We start from the raw sequence: 20,662 nt of genomic DNA, 5'->3' as shown, positions 1-20,662 counted from the left end.
AGCGCCCCCATACTGGGCGTATTCGGGCGTTCCGACAACGCGGCGAGGTGCCGTAGCTGGCGTCGTGCGCCCGCCGGGGATTGCGGGACAGCCCTTAGCGGACCATCTTGGCCTGGAGCTTCGCCAGGGTCTTCACGTCCAGGCCGAAGCCCTCGGTGAGATAGCCGTAGAAGCCGCCGAAGTCGGCCTCCAACTGCGCGGTCGCCGCGGCCAGGTAGTCCGGGCGTACCTCCTGGAGCGGGATCAGCAGATCGGGGTTCTGCATCCGGCCGGACTGCTTGAGGCCCGCCCGCACCTGCGCGTCGTACGGGCCGCGGAAGGTGTTCGAGGCCAGGTAGTCGCGCGCGGCGGTGTCCTCGGGGACGGCCAGGGCGCGCAGCAGGACGTAACTCATCCAGCCCGTCCGGTCCTTGCCCGACGTGCAGTGGAACAGCAGCGGACCCTGCCGGCCGTCGGCGATCTCGCGCACGGTGGCCGCGAACTGGGCCCGGTTCTCGGGGCTCGTCACGAACGTGCGGTAGATGTCGCGCATGTACGCCTCGGCGCGGCCGCCGCCGAGCATCTGCTCCTGCTTCACGGGGTCGCCGCTGGCTATCGCGCCGACCAGGGTCCCGTACAGGCCGAGGTCGCTGACGGGGCGGGCGGTGGAGGACAGGCCGGCGGGCAGCTTGTCGGCGCCGTCGTACTGGACCTCCATCGGGATGCGGAAGTCGACGACCTTCGTCAGGCCGAGACCCGCGAGGGGAGCGGCGTCGGCGGCGGTCAGCTTGCCGAGCGCGTCGGAGCGGTAGACCAGGCCCTGGCGGACCCGGCCGCCGGTCCAGGTGCGGTAGCCCCCGAGGTCGCGGACGTTGACCGCGCCCTGGAGGGGGATCTGGCGAATGGTTTCCGCGGGCACCTGGTGTGCACGGGCGGCGGTGGAGGCGGCGGCGCTGTGCGCCGGCGACGCGTACGCGGCGACGGGCGGGGTCCCGAGGGCGAGGGCGAGGGCGGAGGCGAACACCGCCGTCGCCAGACGGATTCCGGCACGGCTCATGAGGGGCAACTCCTGTAACGGAGAGGGGGGATCACCCTGGTGGTGGCAGGGTGGCGGGCTGATGCGGGGGGACGTGGGGGGCGTCGTGGGGAATGTCGTGGGGGGCAGTGAGGCCGTGCAGGCGTTCCAGCACCGCCTGGGCTTCGGCCATGACGCGCGCGACGAGCTCCGCGCAGGACGGAAGGTCCTCGATCACACCCGCGACCTGGCCCGATGCCATGACGCCGAGGTCCGTTCGGCCCTCGACCATGGACGCCTTGAGGAGCATGGGGGTGTTCGCGGCGAGCAGCACCTGGCTCCAAGACAGGTCCTTGCCGTGCTTCATCGCCAGGCCGTCCCGGACCATCTGGGACCAGGACAGTCCCGAGATCTTCCTGAAGCCCGCCGCGTGCCGCACCGCCCTGGCCAGCGCCTTCGTACGGCCCGCCCGCTCCAGGGACATGACCAGCTCGCTGCGGAGCATCCGGTGGGGGAGCCCGTCGACGGCCGTCGTGACGGTGACGTCCTTGACGCCCGCCTTCAGGTACTCGGCCTTGACCGCGTCCGGGACGGTGGAGTCGGAGGTCAGCAGGAACCGGGTGCCCATGGCGATGCCGGCCGCCCCGTAGGACAGCGCGGCGACCAGCCCGCGGCCGTCGCCGAAGCCGCCCGCGGCGATCACCGGGATGTCCACGGCGTCCACGACCTGCGGCAGCAGCACGGTCGTGGCCACGTCGCCGGTGTGCCCGCCGCCCTCCCCGCCCTGCACGATCACCGCGTCCGCGCCCCAGGCCGCGACCTTCTCGGCGTGCCGGCGGGCCCCGATCGAGGGGATCACCACCACGCCCGCGTCCTTGAGCCGGGCGATCAGCTCCTTGGACGGCGCGAGCGCGAACGAGGCCACCCGCACGCCCTCGTCGATGATCAGCTGGGCGCGCTCGGCCGCGTCCCCGGCGTCCGCCCGCAGATTGACCCCGAACGGGGCGTCCGTACGGGACTTGACCTCGTGGACCGCGGCCCGCAGCTGGTCCATCGTCATCGTCGCCGAGGCCAGGATGCCGAGCGCGCCCGCACGGGCCGCCCCCGACACCAGACGCGGGCCCGCCACCCAGCCCATGCCCGTCTGCACGATCGGGTGCTCGACCCCGACCAGCTTGGTGAAGGCCGTCTCCACCGGATCAGCCCCGCACTTCGCGGTCGCGCAGGCCCTCGGGGTCGATGACCTCGCGGATCAGCCGCAGCTCCTCGGCGGTCGGCTCCCGCGTGTACGGGACCTCGTCCGGGAGGGCCAGCTCGAAGCCGGTGGCCGCACGGACCCGCTCCACGGTGACGCCCGGGTGTACGGACGCCAGCCGCATGCGGTGGCCGGGGCCGTCGAAGTCGAAGACGCCGAGATCGCTGACCACGCGGGGGAGCCGGTGGTAGCGGGTCACCCCGGCCGCCTCGGCGCGGTCGTGGCCCACCCCGCTCACCATGTCGACGCGCTCGACGAAGACCCGGGTGGAATGCTTGGGGATCCAGTAGCTCACCGGGTTGTTGAGGGTGTTGACGGGAGCGCCGCGCACCCCGAGGAGCTGGCGCGCCGGGCGCTCCCAGTCACCGATGCACGAGATGTTCTGGTTGCCGAAGCGGTCGATCTGGCTGGCGCCCATCATCACGTGACGGCGGCCGCCCGTGACCATGGCGAGGTGGCGGCGGTACGGGAGCCAGCCCTCGGCCGTGCCGTCGAGGCCCACCAGCATGGCTTCGCCGTCGGTGAGCAGGAGGTCGGGGGAGAAGGTCCGCTTCGCCAGGCGGGCCCCGAAGGAGGGCACCAGGCCCATCGGGCTGGCCAGGACCTCGCCGCTGTCGCGCCAGGCCTCCGCGCAGGCGATCACGCAGTACTCGGCGCGCGTGGCGGCGGCCGCCGGGGGCGTTGCGGCCGCGCCCGGTCCCGGGGCGGCGGCGTTCGTCGGCGTGGTGCTCACTTCTGCTCCTCGTGCCAGGCCTGGACGGCGGACTGGTAGGCGTGCTCGGTGGCGCCGGAGAGGAAGCGCCCGGCGAACTCGGGCCAGGGGGTGGTCGCGTACAGCTTCTGGAACGCCTCGTCGCGGTCGTAGTCGGGGGCGCACGAGGTGAAGTGCGCGCCGTTCGGGGTCTCGACGACCCCGGTCACCGAGTGGCGGCTGACGAGGAGGGACTGCGGGGGCCCGGCCTTGGAGAACTCGGCGGTCTCGACGATCTGCTCGCAGGAGACGTAGGCGGCGTCGGCGGCTTCGCAGAAGAGGTCGTCGAAGTACGGGTCCGGTCCCAGGTACTGGGCGTTGCCGAGCCGGTCGGCGCGGTTCAGGTGGACCAGGGCGGCGTCCATCCGCAGCGCGGGTACGGCGACGAACTCCTCGCCGTCGGCGTACGGCGAGGTGACGGTGCGCAGCTCGGGGTTGACGCGCATGACGTCGGAGCCCAGGCCGGCGCGGACCGGGAGGAAGGGCAGCCGGTTGGCGGCGGCGTGCAGCCCCCACATGAACATGGCCTCGTCGAGCTCGGTGAGGGCGAGGGAGCCGCTCTCGCGGGCGGCCCGGTAGTGGGGTTCCAGAGGGATGGAGTCGAGGGTGACGAAGGGGGTGACGAGCTTGCGGATCCGGCCGGCGGCGGCGAGCAGGCCGACGTCGGGGCCGCCGTAGGAGATCACGGTGAGACCGGTGATCCCGGACCGCAGCAGGGCCCGGACCAGGGCCATGGGCTTGCGCCGGGAGCCCCAGCCGCCGATGCCGATGGTCATCCCGTCGTGCAGCCGCCCGACCACCTCGTCGGGGCTCATGGTCTTGTCGGTCATGCCTCCGCCTTTGCGTCCGTCGTCGCGTCCGTCGTCGTGCCCGTCTTCGCGCCCGTCTTCGCGCCCGTGCCGAAGGTGTCGCGGACCCGGTCGGCGACGCCGCTGAGGTTGGCCTCGAAGGTGAAGCCCTGCTCGAAGCGGTAGCTGCGCCGCACGTCCACCGGGTCGATGCCGTTGATGGCCGCCTTGGCCAGCCGGATCAGGTAGCCGTCCTTCTCCGCGATCTCCGCGGCCAGCTCCAGGGAGGCCGCCCGCAGCTCCGCGCGCGGGACCACCTTCCACACCGAGCCGTGCGCGTGCAGCTCGGCCGCGGTCGCCGTGCGCGAGGTGTAGTAGAGGGTGCGCATCAGGTGCTGGGGGACGAGCCGGGCCAGGTGGGTGGCGGCCCCGAGGGCGCCCCGGTCCAGCTCCGGCAGCCCGAAGGTCGCGTCCTCGGAGGCGACGACGGCGTCCGCGTTGCCGACCAGTCCGATCCCGCCGCCCAGGCAGAAGCCGTTCACGGCCGCCACGACCGGCACCTCGCACTCGTACACGGCGGCGAAGGCCTCGTAGCAGCCCCGGTTGGCGCCGATGAGCGAGGCGTGACCGGTGTCGCGCTGCATCTCCTTGATGTCGACGCCGGCATTGAAGCCGCGGCCCTCGGCGGCGAGGACGACGCACCGGACCTCGGGATCCCGGCCGGCCGCGCGCAGGGCGTCGGCGAGGTCGTACCAGCCCTGCACGGGCAGTGCGTTGACGGGCGGGAAGTCGACTGTGACGCGTGCGATGCCCTTGCCGGGGCTTGAGGTGGAGACACCCATGAGCGGATCAGCTACCTTTCCACCAAACATTTGTTAGGTGAGGAAGGTAGCAGCCGATGGAGCTCAACGGGAGGGTCGTCGTCGTCACCGGCGGAACCCGGGGCGTCGGCGCCGGGATCGCGCGGTCGTTCCTCGCGGCGGGGGCGCACGTCGTCGTCTGCGCGCGCCGCCCGCCGGAGCGTCCGGTGGCGGTGGAGGGCCGCGCGGCGTCCTACGTCGCCCTCGACCTGCGCGACCCCGCCGCCGTCCAGGACTTCTTCGCGACGCTCGCCGGGCGCCACGGACACCTCGACTGCCTGGTCAACAACGCCGGCGGCACCCCGTACCGGCTGCTCGGCGAGGGCGAGGCGCAGCGCCACGCGAGGGTGCTGGAGCTGAACCTCACCGCCCCGATGACCGCCTCGCTGGCCGCGTACCCGTGGCTGCGGGAGGCGCACGGCTCGGTGGTGATGATCGGCAGCGTCAGCGGCACCCGCCCCTCACCGGGGACCGCCGCCTACGGGGCCGCGAAGGCGGGCCTGGAGAACCTGGCCCGGTCCATGGCCGTCGAGTGGGCCCCCGACGTACGGGTCAACTCGCTGGTCCTGGGCATGGTGCGCACCGAGCTCTCGCACCTGCACTACGGCGACGCGGCGGGCGTCGCGGCGGTCGGCGCGACCGTCCCGCTGGGACGCCTGGCCGAACCCTCGGACGTGGGCGACGCGGCGGTCTTCCTGGCCTCCGACCGGGCGGCGTACGTGAGCGGGGCGAGCCTCCTCGTCCACGGCGGCGGCGAACGCCCGGCGTTTCTGGATGCGGCAACGGCGAACAAGGAGAACTGACATGGAACGTGCGAGCGGTCTGGCCGAAGGCCGTGTGGTCATCGTGACGGGCGCCGGACGGGGGCTGGGCCGGGCCCACGCGCTGGCCTTCGCCGCGGAGGGCGCGCGTGTGGTGGTGAACGACCTCGGGGTGGGCCTCGACGGCCTGCCCGGACCGGAGAGCCCGGCGGCGCTCGTGGCCGCCGAGATCCGGGAGCTGGGCGGCGAGGCGGTCGCGCACGGCGGGGACATCGCGACGACGCGGGGCGCGGCGTCCCTGGTCGAGACGGCCGTCTCCACCTTCGGGCGGCTGGACACCCTGGTCAACAACGCGGGGTTCCTGCGCGACCGGATGCTCGTGAACCTGGACGAGGACGACTGGGACGCGGTGATGCGGGTCCATCTGAAGGGGCACTTCCTGCCGCTGAAACACGCGGCGGCGTACTGGCGGGCGGAGGCGAAGGAAGGCCGACAGGTGGCCGCGCGGGTGGTCAACACCTCATCGGGGGCCGGACTGCTGGGGTCGGTCGGCCAGGGCAACTACAGCGCGGCCAAGGCGGGCATCCTCGGGCTGACCCTGGTCTCGGCGGCGGAGATGGGCCGCTACGGGGTCCAGGTCAACGCGATCGCGCCGGCCGCGCGGACCCGGATGACGGAACAGGCCTTCGCGGACACCATGGCCCCCCCGGAGGCCGGCGCCTTCGACGCGATGGCCCCCGAGAACGTGTCCCCGCTGGTGGTGTGGCTCGGCTCCGACGCATCGGCCGGGGTCACGGGCCGGGTCTTCGAAGCGGAAGGCGGCCGGATCACGGTGATGGAGGGCTGGCGGCCGGGACCCACGGCGGACCGGGGTGCGCGGTGGACCCCCGCCGAGGCGGGGGAGGCCACGGCGAAGCTGCTGTCGGCGGCGGAGCCGCCCCGGCCGGTGTACGGGGCGCGGTAGGACCGGACCCGCCCGGGGTTCCGGACATCCTCGGGGCCCGTGGGGGCCGGCCGGCGGGCCGGGGTGGCGCGGGCGGGCTGCTGGGGGAGGGTCGGCCACCGGTGCGGACTCGCGGGTTCCGGCCAGGAGGCACGGGGGCGGGGGCGTTGTCCGTATCGCGTCCTTACCCGGCCCGTTGGGCCGTGGTGGCATGTCCACGCCGAATCCGGCATGCCCGCTACGGACGGAGCGATCCATCATGCCCCTGCGCAGACTGGCCCTCGGGGCCGCCTCCCTCACCCTGGCGGCCCTGGCCGCCCCCACCGCCACCGCCCAGGCCGACACCCCCTTCGCCCCGCCCGGCCGGATCACCGTGGAGGTGGCCGGGGCCAACGGCTCCGGCTGCCCCGCCGGGACCACGCAGGTGGCGGCGGCCCCCGACAACACCGCCTTCACCGTGACCTACAGCGACTACCTCGCCCAGACGGGCGCGGGCTCCGCCGGCACCGAGTTCCGCAAGAACTGCCAACTCGCCCTGCGCGTCCACGTGCCCCAGGGATTCACGTACGCCATCGCCCGCGCCGACTACCGCGGCTTCGCCAGCCTCCAGCGCGGCGCCTTCGGTCAGCAGCGGGCCGGCTACTACTTCCAGGGCGCCGCGCCGACCGCGCGTACGGTCCACCAGTTCAACGGCGCCTACGCGGACAACTGGCAGGCGAGCGACCAGACCGGCTACGCGGACCTCGTCTGGGCCCCCTGCGGAGAGGTGCGCAACCTCAACGTCAACACCGAACTGCGCGTCTACCCGGGCTCGTCGAGCCCGCAGGCGCTCAGCTTCATGAGCATGGACTCGACGGACGGCAGCGTCAGCACCGTCTACCACTTCGAGTGGAAGGAGTGTCCGGCCACCGCCTGACCCGCCGACAGCGCGTACGCAGAAGGAGTGACAACGATGTCGCATTCCCTGACCCGCACCCTGTTCGTCGGCGGCGCGGCCGCCGCCCTGATGGCCACCGGGGCCCCCGCCCAGGCGGCCACCATCACCGTCCCGCCCGACAAGATCGTGATCGAGCTCGCCACGGTCAACGGCTCCGGCTGCCGCGAGGGCACCGCCGCGGTCGCCGTCTCCCCCGACAACACGGCCTTCACGGTCACCTACAGCGAGTACCTCGCCCAGGTCGGCGCCGGCGCCCCGCCCACCGCCTTCCGCAAGAACTGCCAGCTCAACCTGCGCGTCCACGTACCCTCCGGCTTCACCTACGCGATCGTCCAGGCGGACTACCGGGGCTTCGCGAGCCTCCAGCGCGGCGCCTGGGGACAGGAGCGCGCGAACTACTACTTCCAGGGGATGTCGCAGACGGCCCAGCGCACCCACCAGTTCAACGGCCCCGTCGACGACAACTGGCAGTCCACGGACACGACCGAGTACGCCGACCTCGTCTGGGCCCCCTGCGGCGAGAAGCGCAACTTCAACATCAACACCGAGCTGCGGGTGAACGCCGGCACCTCCGGCCCGCAGGCCCTCAACTTCATGGCCATGGACTCCACGGACGCGAGCGTGAACACCCTCTACCACCTCGCCTGGCAGACCTGCCCGGCGCGTAAGGCCTAGCGGCGGACACGGAGGGGGCGGGACCGACGTGCGACGGGCCCCGCCCCCTTCCCCGTGGGGTGACGGATCGGCCATTCCCCGAGCCGGAGCGGGGCCGAGTGGCTACGCTCAGCGACGGACCTGAACGAACGCCGCGCCGCGCGCACTTGGGGGTACCGCCTCATGGTCAACATCCGCGACCTCGATCCCGGCGCCTCGCCGCTGGACTACTACGGCTCGGAACTGCGCCGCCTGCGGGAGGACGCCCAGCTGAAACAGGGGCAGCTGGGCGACATCGTCTACTGCGCCGCGTCCCTGATCGGGCAGATCGAGACCGCGAGGAAGGTCCCCACCAGGGAGTTCTCCGAACGGATCGACGCGGCCCTCGGGACGGGCGGGGTGTTCGGCCGTCTGGTGGGGCTGGTCCTGCGCAGTCAGCTGCCGACGTGGTTCCAGGCGTACGCGGAGATGGAGGCAAGGGCGACGTTCCTCTCCACGTACCAGTGTCAGCTGGTGTACGGGCTGTTGCAGACCCCGGACTACGCGAGGGCGGTGCTCGGCGTAGAGGAGGATCCGGACACGCTGGACGCGGTGGTGGCGGCACGGATGGACCGACAGCGGATACTCGCTCGTGACACCCCGCCCGTCCTCTGGGTGGTGCTGGACGAGGCGGTCCTCCACCGTGAGATCGGCGGCCGCGAGGTCATGCGGAATCAGCTTGCCCACCTCTTGGAACTCCGCGACCGGTTCTGGGTCAATGTGCAGGTGTTGCCGTTCGCGGTCGGCCAGCACGCGGGAATGATGGGTTCGTTCACCGTTCTGCGGTTCGATGGCGACCCGGACCTGCATTACAGCGAGAGCTACGACTCAGGCCATATGACCGCCAATCCGCAAGTGATCAGGGAGCGTTCGGTCGGATACGCTCGCCTCCAGGCCGAGGCGCTGTCGCCGGGGGAATCCGCGGCGCTGATCGCTCACGTGATGGAGGAACGCTATGGGAACCATCCAGAACCTGACGGGCGCGCTGTGGCGTAAGTCCAGCTACAGCGGCAGCAGCGGCGGCGAATGCGTCGAGTGCGCCCCCCTCGGTGACGCCACCTGGGTCAAGTCCAGCCGCAGCGGCAACACCGGCGGCGACTGCGTCGAGGTCGCCGACCAGCCCTGCGCCGTCGCCGTGCGGGACTCCAAGAACCCCGGCGGCCCCGCCTTCACCGTCGGCCGCACCGCATTCGCCGCCTTCGTCGAAGCCCTTTAGACGGTGGGCCCCGGCGGGCCGGCACCTGCCGGGCGCCGCCGCTCCGCGACCGCATCCGCGGCGGCCACGCGCCGTGAGCCGACAAAAGAACCGGGCCCGGCCCCCTGGCGAGGGGTCGGGCCCGGTTCTTTGTTGATGCAATGAGATACCACTACCCACTGCTTCCACTCGTTGAACCGCAGCAACCCCATCAGGTTGTCCCCCGTCTGCCGGAAGGCGGCGGATTCCGGGTCCCGCCACCGGACGGGTGTGTTCCGGCCGTGCGGGGCCGGGCACACCGCCGGCATGAGCGGTGACGGAGGCTGAGGCGGGGGAGGTGGCTGTGGCAGCGGCTGTGGCGGCGACTGAGGGGTGGGGCACCCTGCACCGCCTCCGGAGGTCCTGTCCGCCGCCTGTCGTCAGGTGTCGCACTCCAGCACCGTGTGGCACAGCCCGCAGCGGGCCCTGACCGCTCCGCCGTACGCGGGCAGCCGCAGCCGCTGCTCGCACACCGGGCAGGGGAAGCTCACGCGGAGCCCGCCGCCCCCGCCGCACTCCGTGCTTCCGGCGCTGCCGCCGCCCCGCCCGTGCTCCTCGAAGCGGTACGCCGCCCCCTGCCCCGGAGCCGCCCCGCCCGCCCTGCGGTCCCGGAGGTAACGGCGCCGTGCCGGGCGGTCCGCGGCGGCGAGGGGGGCCCGGCGCAGATCCTGATCGGCCAGGGCGCGACCGCGCACGTACGCCTCGTAGGCCTGCGGACTGGTGAACCAGGCGGAGAGGTCCTCGCCCAGCAGTCGTCCGCGCTTGGCGAGGACGTAGCCGAACTCCTCCGGGGTGAGGTAGCCGAGCTTCTGGTGGGTGAGTTCGTCCTCGCGGTAGGCGTCCAGCAGGAGCCAGCCGGCGCCGAGGTAGGCCGCGGCGGTGTCCGTGAGGATCTCGTTGGCCTCGGTGGTGGGGAAGCGCAGGTCCAGGCGGTGCAGCAGCACGTGCGTCACCTCGTGGGCGAGGGCGGCCGCCAAATCGCGGCGATGGACGCGGAAGCGGTCGTTGACCTCGACGAAGTACTCCGGCCCAGCCGTCAGTTCGACGGTGGCCGCCTCCTCCATCGCGCGGAAGCCCACCACGATGCGCGCGTCGGGCAGCCGCAGCGCCCGGACCATCGAGGAGGCCACCCGGTGCGCGCCGAGGTAGAGGTCGTCGGACGGGCGGAAGGCCGCGTCGGCGGGGGCGAAGGACGTGTCGTAGGAGCGGACTCCGTCGGCCGAGAGGCGCCGGAACAGCGCGGTGACGGACTGGCGGACCATCTCCAGATGGGGAAATCCGTGCTGGATCGGGCTGCTGTGCCTGCTCTTCTCCACCATCAGGCCTCCCTCACCGCACGTTGTCCGAAAACACGTTCTTGATGCCGACCGTATGTGCGATGTGTCATGGACCCGTCATTTCCTCGTCATGTACCCGATGACGCGCACGGCCCAACCCCCCACGAAAGGCAGCGTGTCGACCGTGTCGAACCTTTCCCGCACCTCGGTCCGTTACCTCAAGCGCACCCTCGCCGCCGGAGCCGTCGCCCTCGCGGCCGTCAGCCTCCAGCCCGGTTCCGCCACCGCCTCCACCGCTCCCGTCGTCGGCGGAACCCGCGCCGCCCAAGGCGAGTTCCCCTTCATGGTGCGCCTCTCCATGGGCTGCGGCGGCGCCCTCTACTCGCAGCAGATCGTCCTCACCGCGGCCCACTGCGTGAGCGGCTCCGGCAACAACACCTCCATCACCGCCACCGCCGGAGTCGTCGACCTCAACAGCTCCAGTGCCGTCAAGGTCAAGTCCACCAAGGTGCTGCAGGCCCCCGGCTACAACGGCACCGGCAAGGACTGGGCCCTGATCAAGCTCGCCAAGCCCATCAACCTGCCCACCCTCAAGATCGCCGACACCAAGGCCTACGACAACGGCACCTTCACCGTCGCCGGCTGGGGCGCCACCCGCGAAGGCGGCGGCCAGCAGCGCTACCTCATGAAGGCCACCGTCCCCTTCGTCTCGGACGCCTCCTGCCAGGCCTCCTACGGCGGCTCCCTGGTGCCCGCCGAAGAGATCTGCGCGGGCTTCGCCCAGGGCGGCGTCGACACCTGCCAGGGCGACTCCGGCGGCCCCATGTTCCGCCGCGACAGCGCGAACGCCTGGATCCAGGTCGGCATCGTCAGCTGGGGCGAAGGCTGCGCCCGGCCCGACTACCCCGGCGTCTACACCGAGGTCTCCACCTTCGCCACGGCCATCAAGAACGCGGCCGCGACCCTCTGAGACCCCGCTCCCACCGCTACGGCCCCTTCCCCCCTCCGGGGCCGTCCCCCCGTCCTTCCGGCCCGGCCGCAACGGGCCGGAAGGGCGAGGTGCGACAGCCCGCACGTACGGAGGGCCGGCAGGAGCACCGCGAGGCCCGAACGACGCCGTTCCGGCCCCGCGACACGCCCCCGACGGTCCGCCGCGCGGTTGCGGGCCCCCGCGCACGCGGGTCCCATGGGGAGAACCCTCCGGACGGGACGGCACGAGCAGCGGGCGACAGTGGGGCAGGCGGCGCATGGCGATCAGAGTGGTCATCGCGGACGACCAGGACATGGTCAGGGCCGGCTTCAGGATGATCCTCGAGAGCCAGCCGGACATCGAGGTGGTCGCCGACGTGGTCGACGGCGAAGCCGCCCTCGCCGCCGTCGCCGCGCACCGCCCCGACGTCCTGCTCCTCGACATCCGCATGCCGAGACTCGACGGCCTCGAAGTCACCCGGCGCCTCTCCGGCCAGGACAAGCCGCACATCGTCATCGTCACCACCTTCGACCTCGACGAGTACGTCCACGCGGCGCTCCATGGCGGAGCCTCCGGCTTCCTCCTCAAGGACGCGAGCCCGGCCATGCTGGTTGAAGCCGTCCGGGCGGCAGCCGTCGGGGACTCGCTCGTCTCACCCGCCATCACGGTGCGACTGCTGCGCGAAATGGCCCCCCGCACCCCCGCCTCGGTGGCCGCCCGCCGCCCCGCCGAACCCCTGACCAGCCGGGAACGCGACGTCGTACGCTGCCTCGCGCGCGGCCTGACCAACGCCGAGATCGCGGGCGAGCTCTTCGTGTCCCTCTCCACGGTCAAGACCCACCTGGCCAACGTCCAGGCCAAACTGGACGCCCGCAACCGCGTCGAAATCGCCGCCTGGGCCTGGGAGAGCGGCCTGGCGGGCACCCCGTCGTGACCCCCCGGACCCCCGCCGCCCCACGCCGCGCCCGCCCCCCGGGGCGCACCCGGGCACGGCCCACCCGCCCGTGCCCTCCGGCCCCCCTCCCGCGCCACCGGCGCTCGCGACGAGGCTTGCGGGGCGACGCCGTGCGGTCCGTCCCCGTCCGGGCCCGGGGGTGCGGGCGGCGCGGGCTCGGTTGCCATGCCCCGGGCCTCTTCCGGCCTCGGCGGCGCTCGCGGCACGGCCCCGGCTGCGATGCCCCGAGCCCTTTGGCGCCTCGGCGGTGTTCGCGGTGTCGCTCCCGGGGTGAGGGCCTGGGTCTCTTCCGGCCCCGGCGGCGGTGCCTGCGGCGCGGGCTCGGCAGCCATGCCCCGGGCCTCTTGGCGCCCCGATGGTGTTCGCGGCACGGCCTCCGGTGCAACGCCCCGGGCACCCGACGCGCAGCGCCACCACCGTCCCCCACCGGCGCAGCCGGATCCGCCGCGCACGACCGCCGGGCCGACACTCCCCGTCCGGTCGGCAGTCCCCGCTCGGCCGGCACGTCCCGTCCGGTCGGCGGCGCCTGTCCGGTCCGTGTCCTCGGTCCGGTCGGCAGCGTCCAGCCGGTCGGTACCCTCCGCGCGGCCACCAGGCCCCGCCGGGCCGGTAGCCCCCGGCCGGACCGGAGTCCCCGCCCGGCCGGCGGAGCCGCCCGCGGGGGCGGGCGTACGCATCGGTCGTACCGGTGAGCCCGCTGCGGTCCTGGGCCCGGCGCCATCCCTACGCCGCCGACTGGCTCCGGATCACCCTCTCCGTCACCCTCCTCGCCCTCGTCAGCTTCGAAGGCGTCGTCCTCGCCCGCCAGCCCAGCGTGCCGCACGCCGCCGTCTGGGTGTCCGGCGTCCTCGTCTGCCTCAGCGCCGTGCCCTGGCCCGGCATCCCGCTCATCCCGCGCGCCTGGTTCGCCGGCGCCGTCACCTGGACCGTCACGCTCCTCCTGATGTTCGGCAACCACCCCCTCGTCGTCTGGGGCGGCGGCGAGGCCATCGGCCTGCTCGTTCTCCTCAGCCAGATCCTGGTCCGCGCCCCCACCCGCACCGCCGCCGTCCTCGGCCCGCTCCTCGGCCTCGGATGCATGGCCGTGCCCGTCCGCGACACCGACCCCGGCCGCTTCACGCTGCTCTTCTCCGTGCTCGCCGTCGTCGTCGCCGCCTACTCCCTGCTCCTGCGCCTGCAGTCCGCCCAACGCGTGCGCGAACTGCACGCCGTACGCAGCGCGGAGCGCCTGGAACTGGCGCGCGAGCTCCACGACCTGGTCGCCCACCACGTGACCGGCATCGTCGTCGAGGCACGGGCCGCCCGCTTCACGAAGGTCTCCGCCGAACGCGCCGGGGAGATCTTCGGCCGCATCGAGACCGCCGGAGACGAGGCCCTCGGCTCCATGCGGCGCCTCGTCAAGATCCTCCGCGAAGGCGCCGAGGACAGCGGCACGGGTGCGGGTGCGGGCGCGGGGACGGGGCCGGGGACGGGGACGGACTCCGGCTCCGGCACGGACCCCGGCTCCGGTACGCCCGTCGCCGGCACCGCGCCCGTCGCCGGCCTCCGGGAGATCCGCGGCCTGGCGGAACGGTTCACCGCCACCGGCCCGCCCGTCGTCCTCTACGTCGAGGAGGGCCTGGAGGCCCGCCTCCCCGCCGACGTCGCCGCGACCGCCCACCGCATCGTCCTCGAGGCCCTCACCAACATCGGCAAGCACGCCGCGACCGCCACCGCCGTCCGGATCGGCCTGCGCACCCTTCCGGCCGGCCTGGAGGTCCGCATCGCCGATGACGGCGGCCGCCCCGCCAGACTCTCCGAGAACGCCCGGGGCGGCGGCTACGGCCTCGTCGGCATGGCCGAACGAGCCGAGGCCCTCGGCGGCTCCCTCACCGCCGGCCCCGCCCCTGAGGGCGGCTGGCTCGTCACGGCGATCCTGCCCCTTCAGTAGGCCGTCCCTCTCGGATCTCGCCCTCGGATCTCGGGAAGTGGTCCGGATCCGGACACCGCCCCGTCTCACGGACCGGCCGGCCTCGAAACGACCCGCGCACGCCACGTATTCTCGGGAACCATGAACACCAGCGACATCGACGAGGCCGTCACCGCCGAACTGGCCCGCCTGAGGGACAGCATCGACAACATCGACGCGGCCGTGGTGCACATGCTCGCCGAGCGCTTCAAGTGCACCCAGCAGGTGGGCCACCTCAAGGCACGCCACCAGCTGCCCCCGGCCGACCCGGGCCGCGAGGCCCGCCAGATCACCCGGTTGCGCCAGCTCGCCGAGAACGCCAAACTCGACCCCGCCTTCGCCGAGAAGCTCCTCAACTTCATCATCGCCGAGGTCATCCGCCACCACGAGACGATCGCCGCGGGCGAGGAGTAGAACCCCGGGCGTTGCTGAGATCCGCCGCTGGACCCCCTGGATCCCCTCGCTGAATTCCGCCGCTGGATCCGCCGCCCGATCCGCCGCTGGGGTCCGGCGCCGCCATCCGGCAGCATGGGCCCATGTCCGCACTGACGCGCAACGAAGCGCAGCTCCGAGCCCAGCTCCTCGACGTCCGGCACTACGAGGTCACCCTCGACCTCACCACCGGCGACGAGACCTTCGAGTCCACCACCGTCATCCGGTTCGCCGCCCGCACCGCCGGAGACACCTTCCTCGAGCTGAAACCGGACGAACTGCGCTCCGTACGACTCGACGGACACCCCCTGGACCCCGCCGCCCTCGACGACGGCCGCCTCCCGCTCACCGGCCTCACCGAAGGCCCGCACGAGCTCCACGTCGACGCCCGGATGCGCTACTCCCGCACCGGCGAGGGCCTCCACCGCTTCACCGACCCCGCGGACGGGGAGACGTACGTCTACACCCAGATGTTCCTGGACGACGTCCAACGGGTCTTCCCGGCCTTCGACCAGCCCGACCTCAAGGCCGTCTTCGAGTTCACCGTCACCGCCCCCGCGCACTGGACCGTCCTCGCCAACGGCACCACCACCCGCATCGGCGAGCGCTCCGCCGACGGCACGGCCTCCGCCGACGGCACCGTCGCCGACAACGGCGACACCGGCACCCGCACCGGCAACCCCTCCGCGGCCGGCATCTGGAAATCCACCCCCACCCCCGTCATCTCCACCTACCTCGCCGCCGTCGCCGCCGGCCCCTGGCACAGCATCCGCACCGAACACGCCGGGCTCCCCTTCGGCATCCACTGCCGCCGCTCCCTCGCCCCGTACCTCGACGCCGACGCGACCGAGATCCTCGGCATCACCACCGCCTGCTACGACCGCTTCCACGAGAAGTTCACCGAGCCCTACCCCTTCGACTCCTACGACCAGGCCTTCGTCCCCGAGTTCAACGCGGGCGCCATGGAGAACCCCGGCCTCGTCACCTTCCGCGAGGAGTACGTCTTCCGCTCGGCCGTCACCGACGCCGAACGCCAGCGACGCGCCCTGACCATCGCGCACGAGATGGCCCACATGTGGTTCGGCGACCTCGTCACCCTCAGCTGGTGGGACGACATCTGGCTCAACGAGTCCTTCGCCGAGTACATGGGCTACCAGACCCTCATCGAAGCCACCCGCTTCACCGAGGCCTGGACCGGCTTCGGCATGGAACGCAAACCCTGGGGCTACGACGCCGACCAGCGGCCCTCCACCCACGCCGTGGCCCCGGACGCCACCGCCGTCCCCGACACCGCCTCGGCCCTCCTCAACTTCGACGGAATCTCCTACGCCAAGGGCGCCTCCGCGCTCCGCCAACTCGTCGCCTGGCTCGGCGAGAAGGACTTCCTCGCCGGCATCAACACCCACTTCGCCCGCCACAAGTTCGCCAACGCCTCCCTCGCCGACTTCGTCGACTCCCTCGCCGCCCACACCGACCGCGACGTCCACGCCTGGGCCGAGATCTGGCTGCGCACCACCGGCGTCGACACCCTCGCCCCGCGCATCGAGGACAGCCCCCGAGGCTGGACCCTCACCGTCGACCGCACCGGAAGCCGCCCCCACCACATCGCGGCCGGCCTCTACGACCGCGCCCCCGACGGCGCCCTCGAACTCCGCGAGATCCTCGCCCTCGACGTTCCCTCCGACGAGATCCTCTCCGTCGGCGGCCCCCGCCCCGACCTCCTCGTCCTCAACGACGGCGACCTCACCTACGCCAAGGTCCGCCCCGACGGGACCTCCCTGGAAGCCGCCCTGCGCGGCATCTCCCGCATCCCCGACCCGCTCACCCGCGCCGTCGTCTGGAACTCCCTGCGCGACATGGTCCGCGACGGCGAACTGGACGCCGCCGACTACCTGGCCGCCGCCGAAGCCCACCTCCCCGAAGAGACCGACCTCGACATCGCCCAGAACGTCCTCGGCTTCGCCCGCAACCAGATCGCCGACCGCCACCTCGCCCCCGCACACCGCGGCGAAGCCCTCGCCACCCTCACCTCCCTCGCCCACGCCCTGCTGCGGCGCACCGAGGACGGATCCGAACCCGGCCTGCGCCTCGTCGCCGTCCGCGCCCTCATCGACAGCGCCACCGCACCCGACACCCTGGCCGCGTGGCTCGCCGAAGGCACCGTCCCCGGCGGCCCCGCACTCGACCCCGCACTGCGCTGGCGCATCCTGACCCGCCTGTCCGTACTCGGCGCGACCGACGAGAACGCCATCGCCGAAGCCCTCACCGCCGACCCCAGCGCCACCGGCCGCGAAGGCGCCGCCCGCTGCCGCGCCGCACTCCCCACCGCCGAGGCGAAAGCCGCCGCATGGCAGAGCCTCTTCCACGACGACACCCTCTCCAACTACCTCTTCACCGCCACCGCCCAAGGCTTCTGGCAGCCCGAACAAGCCGACCTCGTACGCGAGTACGTACCGCGGGTCTACGCCGAAGCCGTCACCCTGGCCGCCCGCCGGGGCGCCGCCATCGCCGACGCCGCGGGCCGCTGGGTCCTGCCGGGCCACGAGATCACCGAAGCCAACCTCCAAGCCGGCCACGCCTGTCTGAGCGACCCCGCCCTCACCCCCCTCCTGCGCCGCAAGCTCATCGACCACCTCGACGACCTGGCCCGCGCCCTGCGCACCCACCACTGACCCCCGGCCCCCGGCCCCCGGCCCCCGGCCCCCGGCACCCCCCGAGCCCCCACAGGACCCCGCCCTCCCGACCCGGGAGCGCGGGGTCCTGCCCTTTACCCGGCCGCGTCACCCCGTCCTCTGCCCGCCGCGTCACCCCGCCGCGCCCCCCGGCCCCTTACCCGCCGCGTCCCCCCGCCGCGTACCGGCCGCCGGCCCGACCGCCGCAGCCGGGTCCACCGCCCGCCCGAACAGCAACAAGCGGACCGGCTTGAAACCACCCCACGACAAACCCCGGCGGTTACCCCATACCGGTCTGATCGTTGTACCGCCCGGGTGCCCCACCCCGTCAGCCAGGGAAACACCCGCCGCCGACCCGTTCCCGTGAGGACCCCACCGCATGACAGCGCCCCCCGGCACAGGCAGAGGCACAGCCCCGCTCGCCGGCGGCGCCCACGGCCCCGACGCCCTGCGCCCCCTCCTCGACACCGTCCTCGACGCCCTGCGCACCGGAACCCGGGCCCGCGGCGGCCCCCTCCCCGCCGGCGGACCCCACACCGTCACCGCCCGCGTCGAAACCGCACTCGGCGACCTCCTCCCCGACCACGGACACGGCGACCACGAAGCACTACGGACCCTCGTCCACACCCTCGCCGAAGGCGCCGCCGACCCCGCCCACCCCCTCTGCGCCGCCCACCTGCACTGCCCGCCCCTCGCCGTCGCGGCCGCAGCCGACCTCGCCGCCAGCGCCCTCAACCCCTCCCTCGACTCCTGGGACCAGGCCCCCGCCGCCTCCGCCGTCGAAACGCTCCTCACCCGCACCCTCGCCGCCGAGTTCTACGCCACCCCCCACCCCGACGCCGTCCTCACCACCGGCGGCACCGAAGCCAACCAACTCGCCCTCCTCCTCGCCCGCGAACGACACGGCCCCCACCTCACCGTCCTGCACGGCGCCAACGCCCACCACTCCGTACCCCGCGCCGCCTGGCTCCTCGGCCTGCCCCCCGCCCGCGCCCTCCCCACCCCCCACGGCACCCTCACCCCCGCCACCCTCGCCCAAGCCCTCGCCGACACCACCGGCCCCGTCCTCGTCACCGCCACCGCCGGCACCACCGACGCCGGACTCATCGACCCCCTCGACGCCCTCGCCGACCTCTGCGACCAACACCGCGCCGACCTCCACATCGACGCCGCGTACGGCGGCCTCCTCGCCCTCAGCCCCCGCCACCGCCACAAACTCGCCGGCCTCAACCGTGCCCGGTCGATCACCCTCGACCTGCACAAACTCGGCTGGCAACCCGTCGCCGCCGGACTCCTCACCGTCCCCGACACCACCCTCCTGGCACCCCTCGCCCACCAGGCCGACTACCTCAACGCCGAAGACGACACCCAGGCCGGCCTCCCCGACCTCCTCGGCCGCTCCCTGCGCACCACCCGCCGCGCCGACGCCTTCAAGATCGCGGCGACCCTGCGCTCCCTCGGCCGAGACGGACTCACCCACCTCATCGACCGCACCTGCGCCCTCGCCGACCGCCTCGCCCGACTCCTCGAAGCCCACCCCGCCTTCGAACTCCACGCGGCGCCCACCATCAGCACCGTCCTGTTCCGGCCCACCCACGCCGACGACACCACCCTCGCCGCGCTGCGCCGCACCCTCCTCCTCGACGGCACCGCCGTACTCGGCCGCGCCACCGCCGACGGCCGCCTGTGGCTCAAAGCCACCCTGCTCAACCCCCACACCACCGCCGGTGACCTGGACACCCTCGTCCACCTCCTGGAAGGCAGCACCCACCGATGACCGCCCAGCTCGATGCACCCCACGACCTCGTCGGAATCGGCATCGGACCCTGCAACCTCTCCCTCGCGGCCCTCGCCCACGGCCTGCCCCACCAAGGCGCCGGAGAGCTCGCCACCGCCTTCTACGACCAGCGCCGCGACTTCCGCTGGCACCCCGGACTCCTCATCGACGGAGCCACCCTCCAAGTCCCCTTCCTAGCCGACCTCGTCACCCTCGCCGACCCCGCCAGCCCCTGGTCCTTCCTCAACTACCTCAAGCACAAGGAACGGCTCTTCCCCTTCTACTTCGCCGAGCGCTTCCACATCCAGCGCGCCGAATACGACGCCTACTGCCGCTGGGTCGCCGGCCGCCTCCCCGGACTCCACTTCGGCCACCAGGTCGACGCCGTCCGCTGGAACCCCGAACGCGACCTCTTCGAAGTCGACTTCACCCAACTCGACGCCGGCGGAGAAGCCGAAGCCCTCGGCCGCACCTACACCCGCAACCTCGCCCTCGGCATCGGAACCGCCCCCTACGTCCCCGAACCCCTGCGCCCCCTCGCCGACGCCCCCACCGTCCCGGTGATCCACTCCTCCGCCTACCTCGACAACCGGCAGCGCATCCTCGGCGCCGACCACGTCACCGTCATCGGATCGGGCCAGTCCGGAGCCGAGGTCTTCCTCGACCTGCTCCGCTCCCGCCCCGCCGGCCGCGAACGCCTCACCTGGCTCGCCCGCACCCCCTCCTTCGCCCCCATGGAGTACTCCAAGCTCGGCCTGGAGCACTTCACCCCCGACTACACCCGCTACTTCCACGCCCTGCCCGAACCGGTCCGCGACCGCCTCGTCCCCGCCCAATGGCAACTCCACAAGGGCATCGACGCCGACACCATCGCCGCCATCCACGACGAGCTGTACCGCCGCACCCTCGACGGAGGCTGGCCCGACGCCGTCCTCACCCCCGGAGTCAGCGTCCGCACCGCCGGCCGCGTCGCCACCACCAAGGTCGAACTCCACCTCGAACACACCGACCAGGACACCCGCTCGCGCCTCACCACCGACGCCGTCGTCCTCGCCACCGGCTACAAGGAACGACCCCTCACCCGCCTCCTCGCAGGCCTCGACCCCTACCTGCGCAAAGACTCCTCCGGCCGCCCCCGCATCGACGACCGCCACCGGATGCACCTCGACCCCACCGTCACCGGCAGCATCTTCGTCCAGAACGGCGAACGCCACACCCACGGCGTCGGAGCCCCCGACCTCGGCCTCGCCGCCTGGCGCAGCGCCGCCATCCTGAACACCCTGACGGGCAAGGAGCCCTACCCCCAGCCCGCCCGCACCGCCTTCACCACCTTCGGCCTCGAACAGCGGGAGCACACCCGCCCGCAGCCCGCGGGCGAACTGCTCCCACTGGTCGAGCACCCATAAGAAGAAACG

At 73.0% G+C, this 20,662-nt stretch carries 19 protein-coding genes; 13 read left to right on the top strand and 6 right to left on the bottom strand.

All coding sequences use genetic code 11. The annotated features are described in order from the left end of the window. Positions 1–94: 94 nt before the first annotated feature. The 5 genes from ABZY44_RS25495 to ABZY44_RS25475 all read right to left on the bottom strand — a co-directional run bounded on the left by ABZY44_RS25495 (position 95) and on the right by ABZY44_RS25475 (position 4,630). Positions 95–1,036 carry a tyrosine-protein phosphatase gene (locus ABZY44_RS25495; protein WP_356657617.1) on the bottom strand — a complete coding sequence of 314 codons (942 nt, stop codon included), beginning with the start codon at positions 1,034–1,036 and terminating at the stop codon, positions 95–97. Between the two features lie 31 nt (positions 1,037–1,067). Further along, on the bottom strand, positions 1,068–2,189 hold the full coding sequence (locus tag ABZY44_RS25490) for a nitronate monooxygenase (RefSeq protein ID WP_356657615.1): 1,122 nt from the start codon (positions 2,187–2,189) through the stop codon (positions 1,068–1,070). Positions 2,190–2,193: 4 nt separating this feature from the next. Then, positions 2,194–2,892 (bottom strand): CoA-transferase, encoded by a 699-nt coding sequence (locus tag ABZY44_RS25485; RefSeq protein WP_356657625.1) that lies wholly within the window; start codon positions 2,890–2,892, stop codon positions 2,194–2,196. Between the two features lie 86 nt (positions 2,893–2,978). Further along, positions 2,979–3,830: a CoA-transferase gene (locus ABZY44_RS25480; protein ID WP_356657613.1), complete on the bottom strand. Its 852-nt coding sequence runs from the start codon at positions 3,828–3,830 to the stop codon at positions 2,979–2,981. After that, positions 3,827–4,630, bottom strand: a complete 804-nt coding sequence (locus ABZY44_RS25475; protein WP_356657611.1) for an enoyl-CoA hydratase family protein — start codon at positions 4,628–4,630, stop codon at positions 3,827–3,829. The genes ABZY44_RS25480 and ABZY44_RS25475 overlap by 4 nt, the downstream gene beginning before the upstream one ends. Positions 4,631–4,686: 56 nt before the next feature. Here ABZY44_RS25475 and ABZY44_RS25470 point away from each other — a divergent pair, with 56 nt between their 5' ends. The 6 genes from ABZY44_RS25470 (at position 4,687) to ABZY44_RS25445 (ending at position 9,198) form a co-directional block, all read left to right on the top strand. Beyond that, on the top strand, positions 4,687–5,451 hold the full coding sequence (locus tag ABZY44_RS25470; protein WP_356657609.1) for an SDR family oxidoreductase: 765 nt from the start codon (positions 4,687–4,689) through the stop codon (positions 5,449–5,451). Position 5,452: 1 nt separating this feature from the next. Beyond that, positions 5,453–6,373, top strand: coding sequence for an SDR family oxidoreductase (locus tag ABZY44_RS25465; protein ID WP_356657605.1), 921 nt, complete (start codon positions 5,453–5,455; stop codon positions 6,371–6,373). A 238-nt stretch (positions 6,374–6,611) separates the two neighbouring features. Next, complete coding sequence (locus tag ABZY44_RS25460; RefSeq protein ID WP_356657603.1) at positions 6,612–7,268, top strand: DUF4360 domain-containing protein; 657 nt, start codon at positions 6,612–6,614, stop codon at positions 7,266–7,268. 36 nt (positions 7,269–7,304) lie between these two features. Further along, positions 7,305–7,964: a DUF4360 domain-containing protein gene (locus tag ABZY44_RS25455; protein ID WP_356657601.1), complete on the top strand. Its 660-nt coding sequence runs from the start codon at positions 7,305–7,307 to the stop codon at positions 7,962–7,964. Between the two features lie 162 nt (positions 7,965–8,126). Continuing rightward, positions 8,127–8,978, top strand: a complete 852-nt coding sequence (locus ABZY44_RS25450; protein WP_356657599.1) for a helix-turn-helix transcriptional regulator — start codon at positions 8,127–8,129, stop codon at positions 8,976–8,978. After that, entirely contained in the window at positions 8,938–9,198 is a 261-nt protein-coding gene (locus tag ABZY44_RS25445; protein WP_356657597.1) for a DUF397 domain-containing protein, read from the top strand. The genes ABZY44_RS25450 and ABZY44_RS25445 overlap by 41 nt, the downstream gene beginning before the upstream one ends. 398 nt (positions 9,199–9,596) lie before the next feature. On the opposite strand, the gene ABZY44_RS25440 is transcribed toward ABZY44_RS25445, so the two are convergent. Beyond that, positions 9,597–10,535: a hypothetical protein gene (locus ABZY44_RS25440; protein ID WP_356657595.1), complete on the bottom strand. Its 939-nt coding sequence runs from the start codon at positions 10,533–10,535 to the stop codon at positions 9,597–9,599. A gap of 133 nt (positions 10,536–10,668) precedes the next feature. Here ABZY44_RS25440 and ABZY44_RS25435 point away from each other — a divergent pair, with 133 nt between their 5' ends. The 7 genes from ABZY44_RS25435 (at position 10,669) to ABZY44_RS25405 (ending at position 20,653) form a co-directional block, all read left to right on the top strand. Beyond that, positions 10,669–11,463 (top strand): serine protease, encoded by a 795-nt coding sequence (locus tag ABZY44_RS25435; RefSeq protein ID WP_356657593.1) that lies wholly within the window; start codon positions 10,669–10,671, stop codon positions 11,461–11,463. 277 nt (positions 11,464–11,740) lie between these two features. Then, positions 11,741–12,397: a response regulator transcription factor gene (locus ABZY44_RS25430; protein ID WP_356657591.1), complete on the top strand. Its 657-nt coding sequence runs from the start codon at positions 11,741–11,743 to the stop codon at positions 12,395–12,397. 709 nt (positions 12,398–13,106) lie between these two features. Then, the gene (locus ABZY44_RS25425; protein ID WP_356657589.1) at positions 13,107–14,348 is read left to right on the top strand and encodes a histidine kinase; all 1,242 of its coding nucleotides are present in this window, start codon (positions 13,107–13,109) and stop codon (positions 14,346–14,348) included. A gap of 120 nt (positions 14,349–14,468) precedes the next feature. Next, entirely contained in the window at positions 14,469–14,780 is a 312-nt protein-coding gene (locus ABZY44_RS25420; RefSeq protein ID WP_356657587.1) for a chorismate mutase, read from the top strand. Between the two features lie 122 nt (positions 14,781–14,902). Beyond that, positions 14,903–17,470 (top strand): aminopeptidase N, encoded by a 2,568-nt coding sequence (gene pepN, locus ABZY44_RS25415; RefSeq protein ID WP_356657585.1) that lies wholly within the window; start codon positions 14,903–14,905, stop codon positions 17,468–17,470. A 379-nt stretch (positions 17,471–17,849) separates the two neighbouring features. Further along, a complete protein-coding gene (locus ABZY44_RS25410; RefSeq protein ID WP_356657583.1) occupies positions 17,850–19,247 on the top strand; it encodes an aminotransferase class V-fold PLP-dependent enzyme in 1,398 nt (465 codons plus the stop codon). Continuing rightward, positions 19,244–20,653: a SidA/IucD/PvdA family monooxygenase gene (locus tag ABZY44_RS25405; RefSeq protein WP_356657581.1), complete on the top strand. Its 1,410-nt coding sequence runs from the start codon at positions 19,244–19,246 to the stop codon at positions 20,651–20,653. Before ABZY44_RS25410 ends, ABZY44_RS25405 begins: the two co-directional genes overlap by 4 nt. The last annotated feature ends 9 nt before the right edge of the window (positions 20,654–20,662 follow it).

The sequence above is a fragment of the Streptomyces sp. NPDC006544 genome (genome assembly GCF_040611715.1).
Taxonomy (GTDB): domain Bacteria; phylum Actinomycetota; class Actinomycetes; order Streptomycetales; family Streptomycetaceae; genus Streptomyces.
This window is presented reverse-complemented; position numbering and strand designations above follow the sequence as displayed.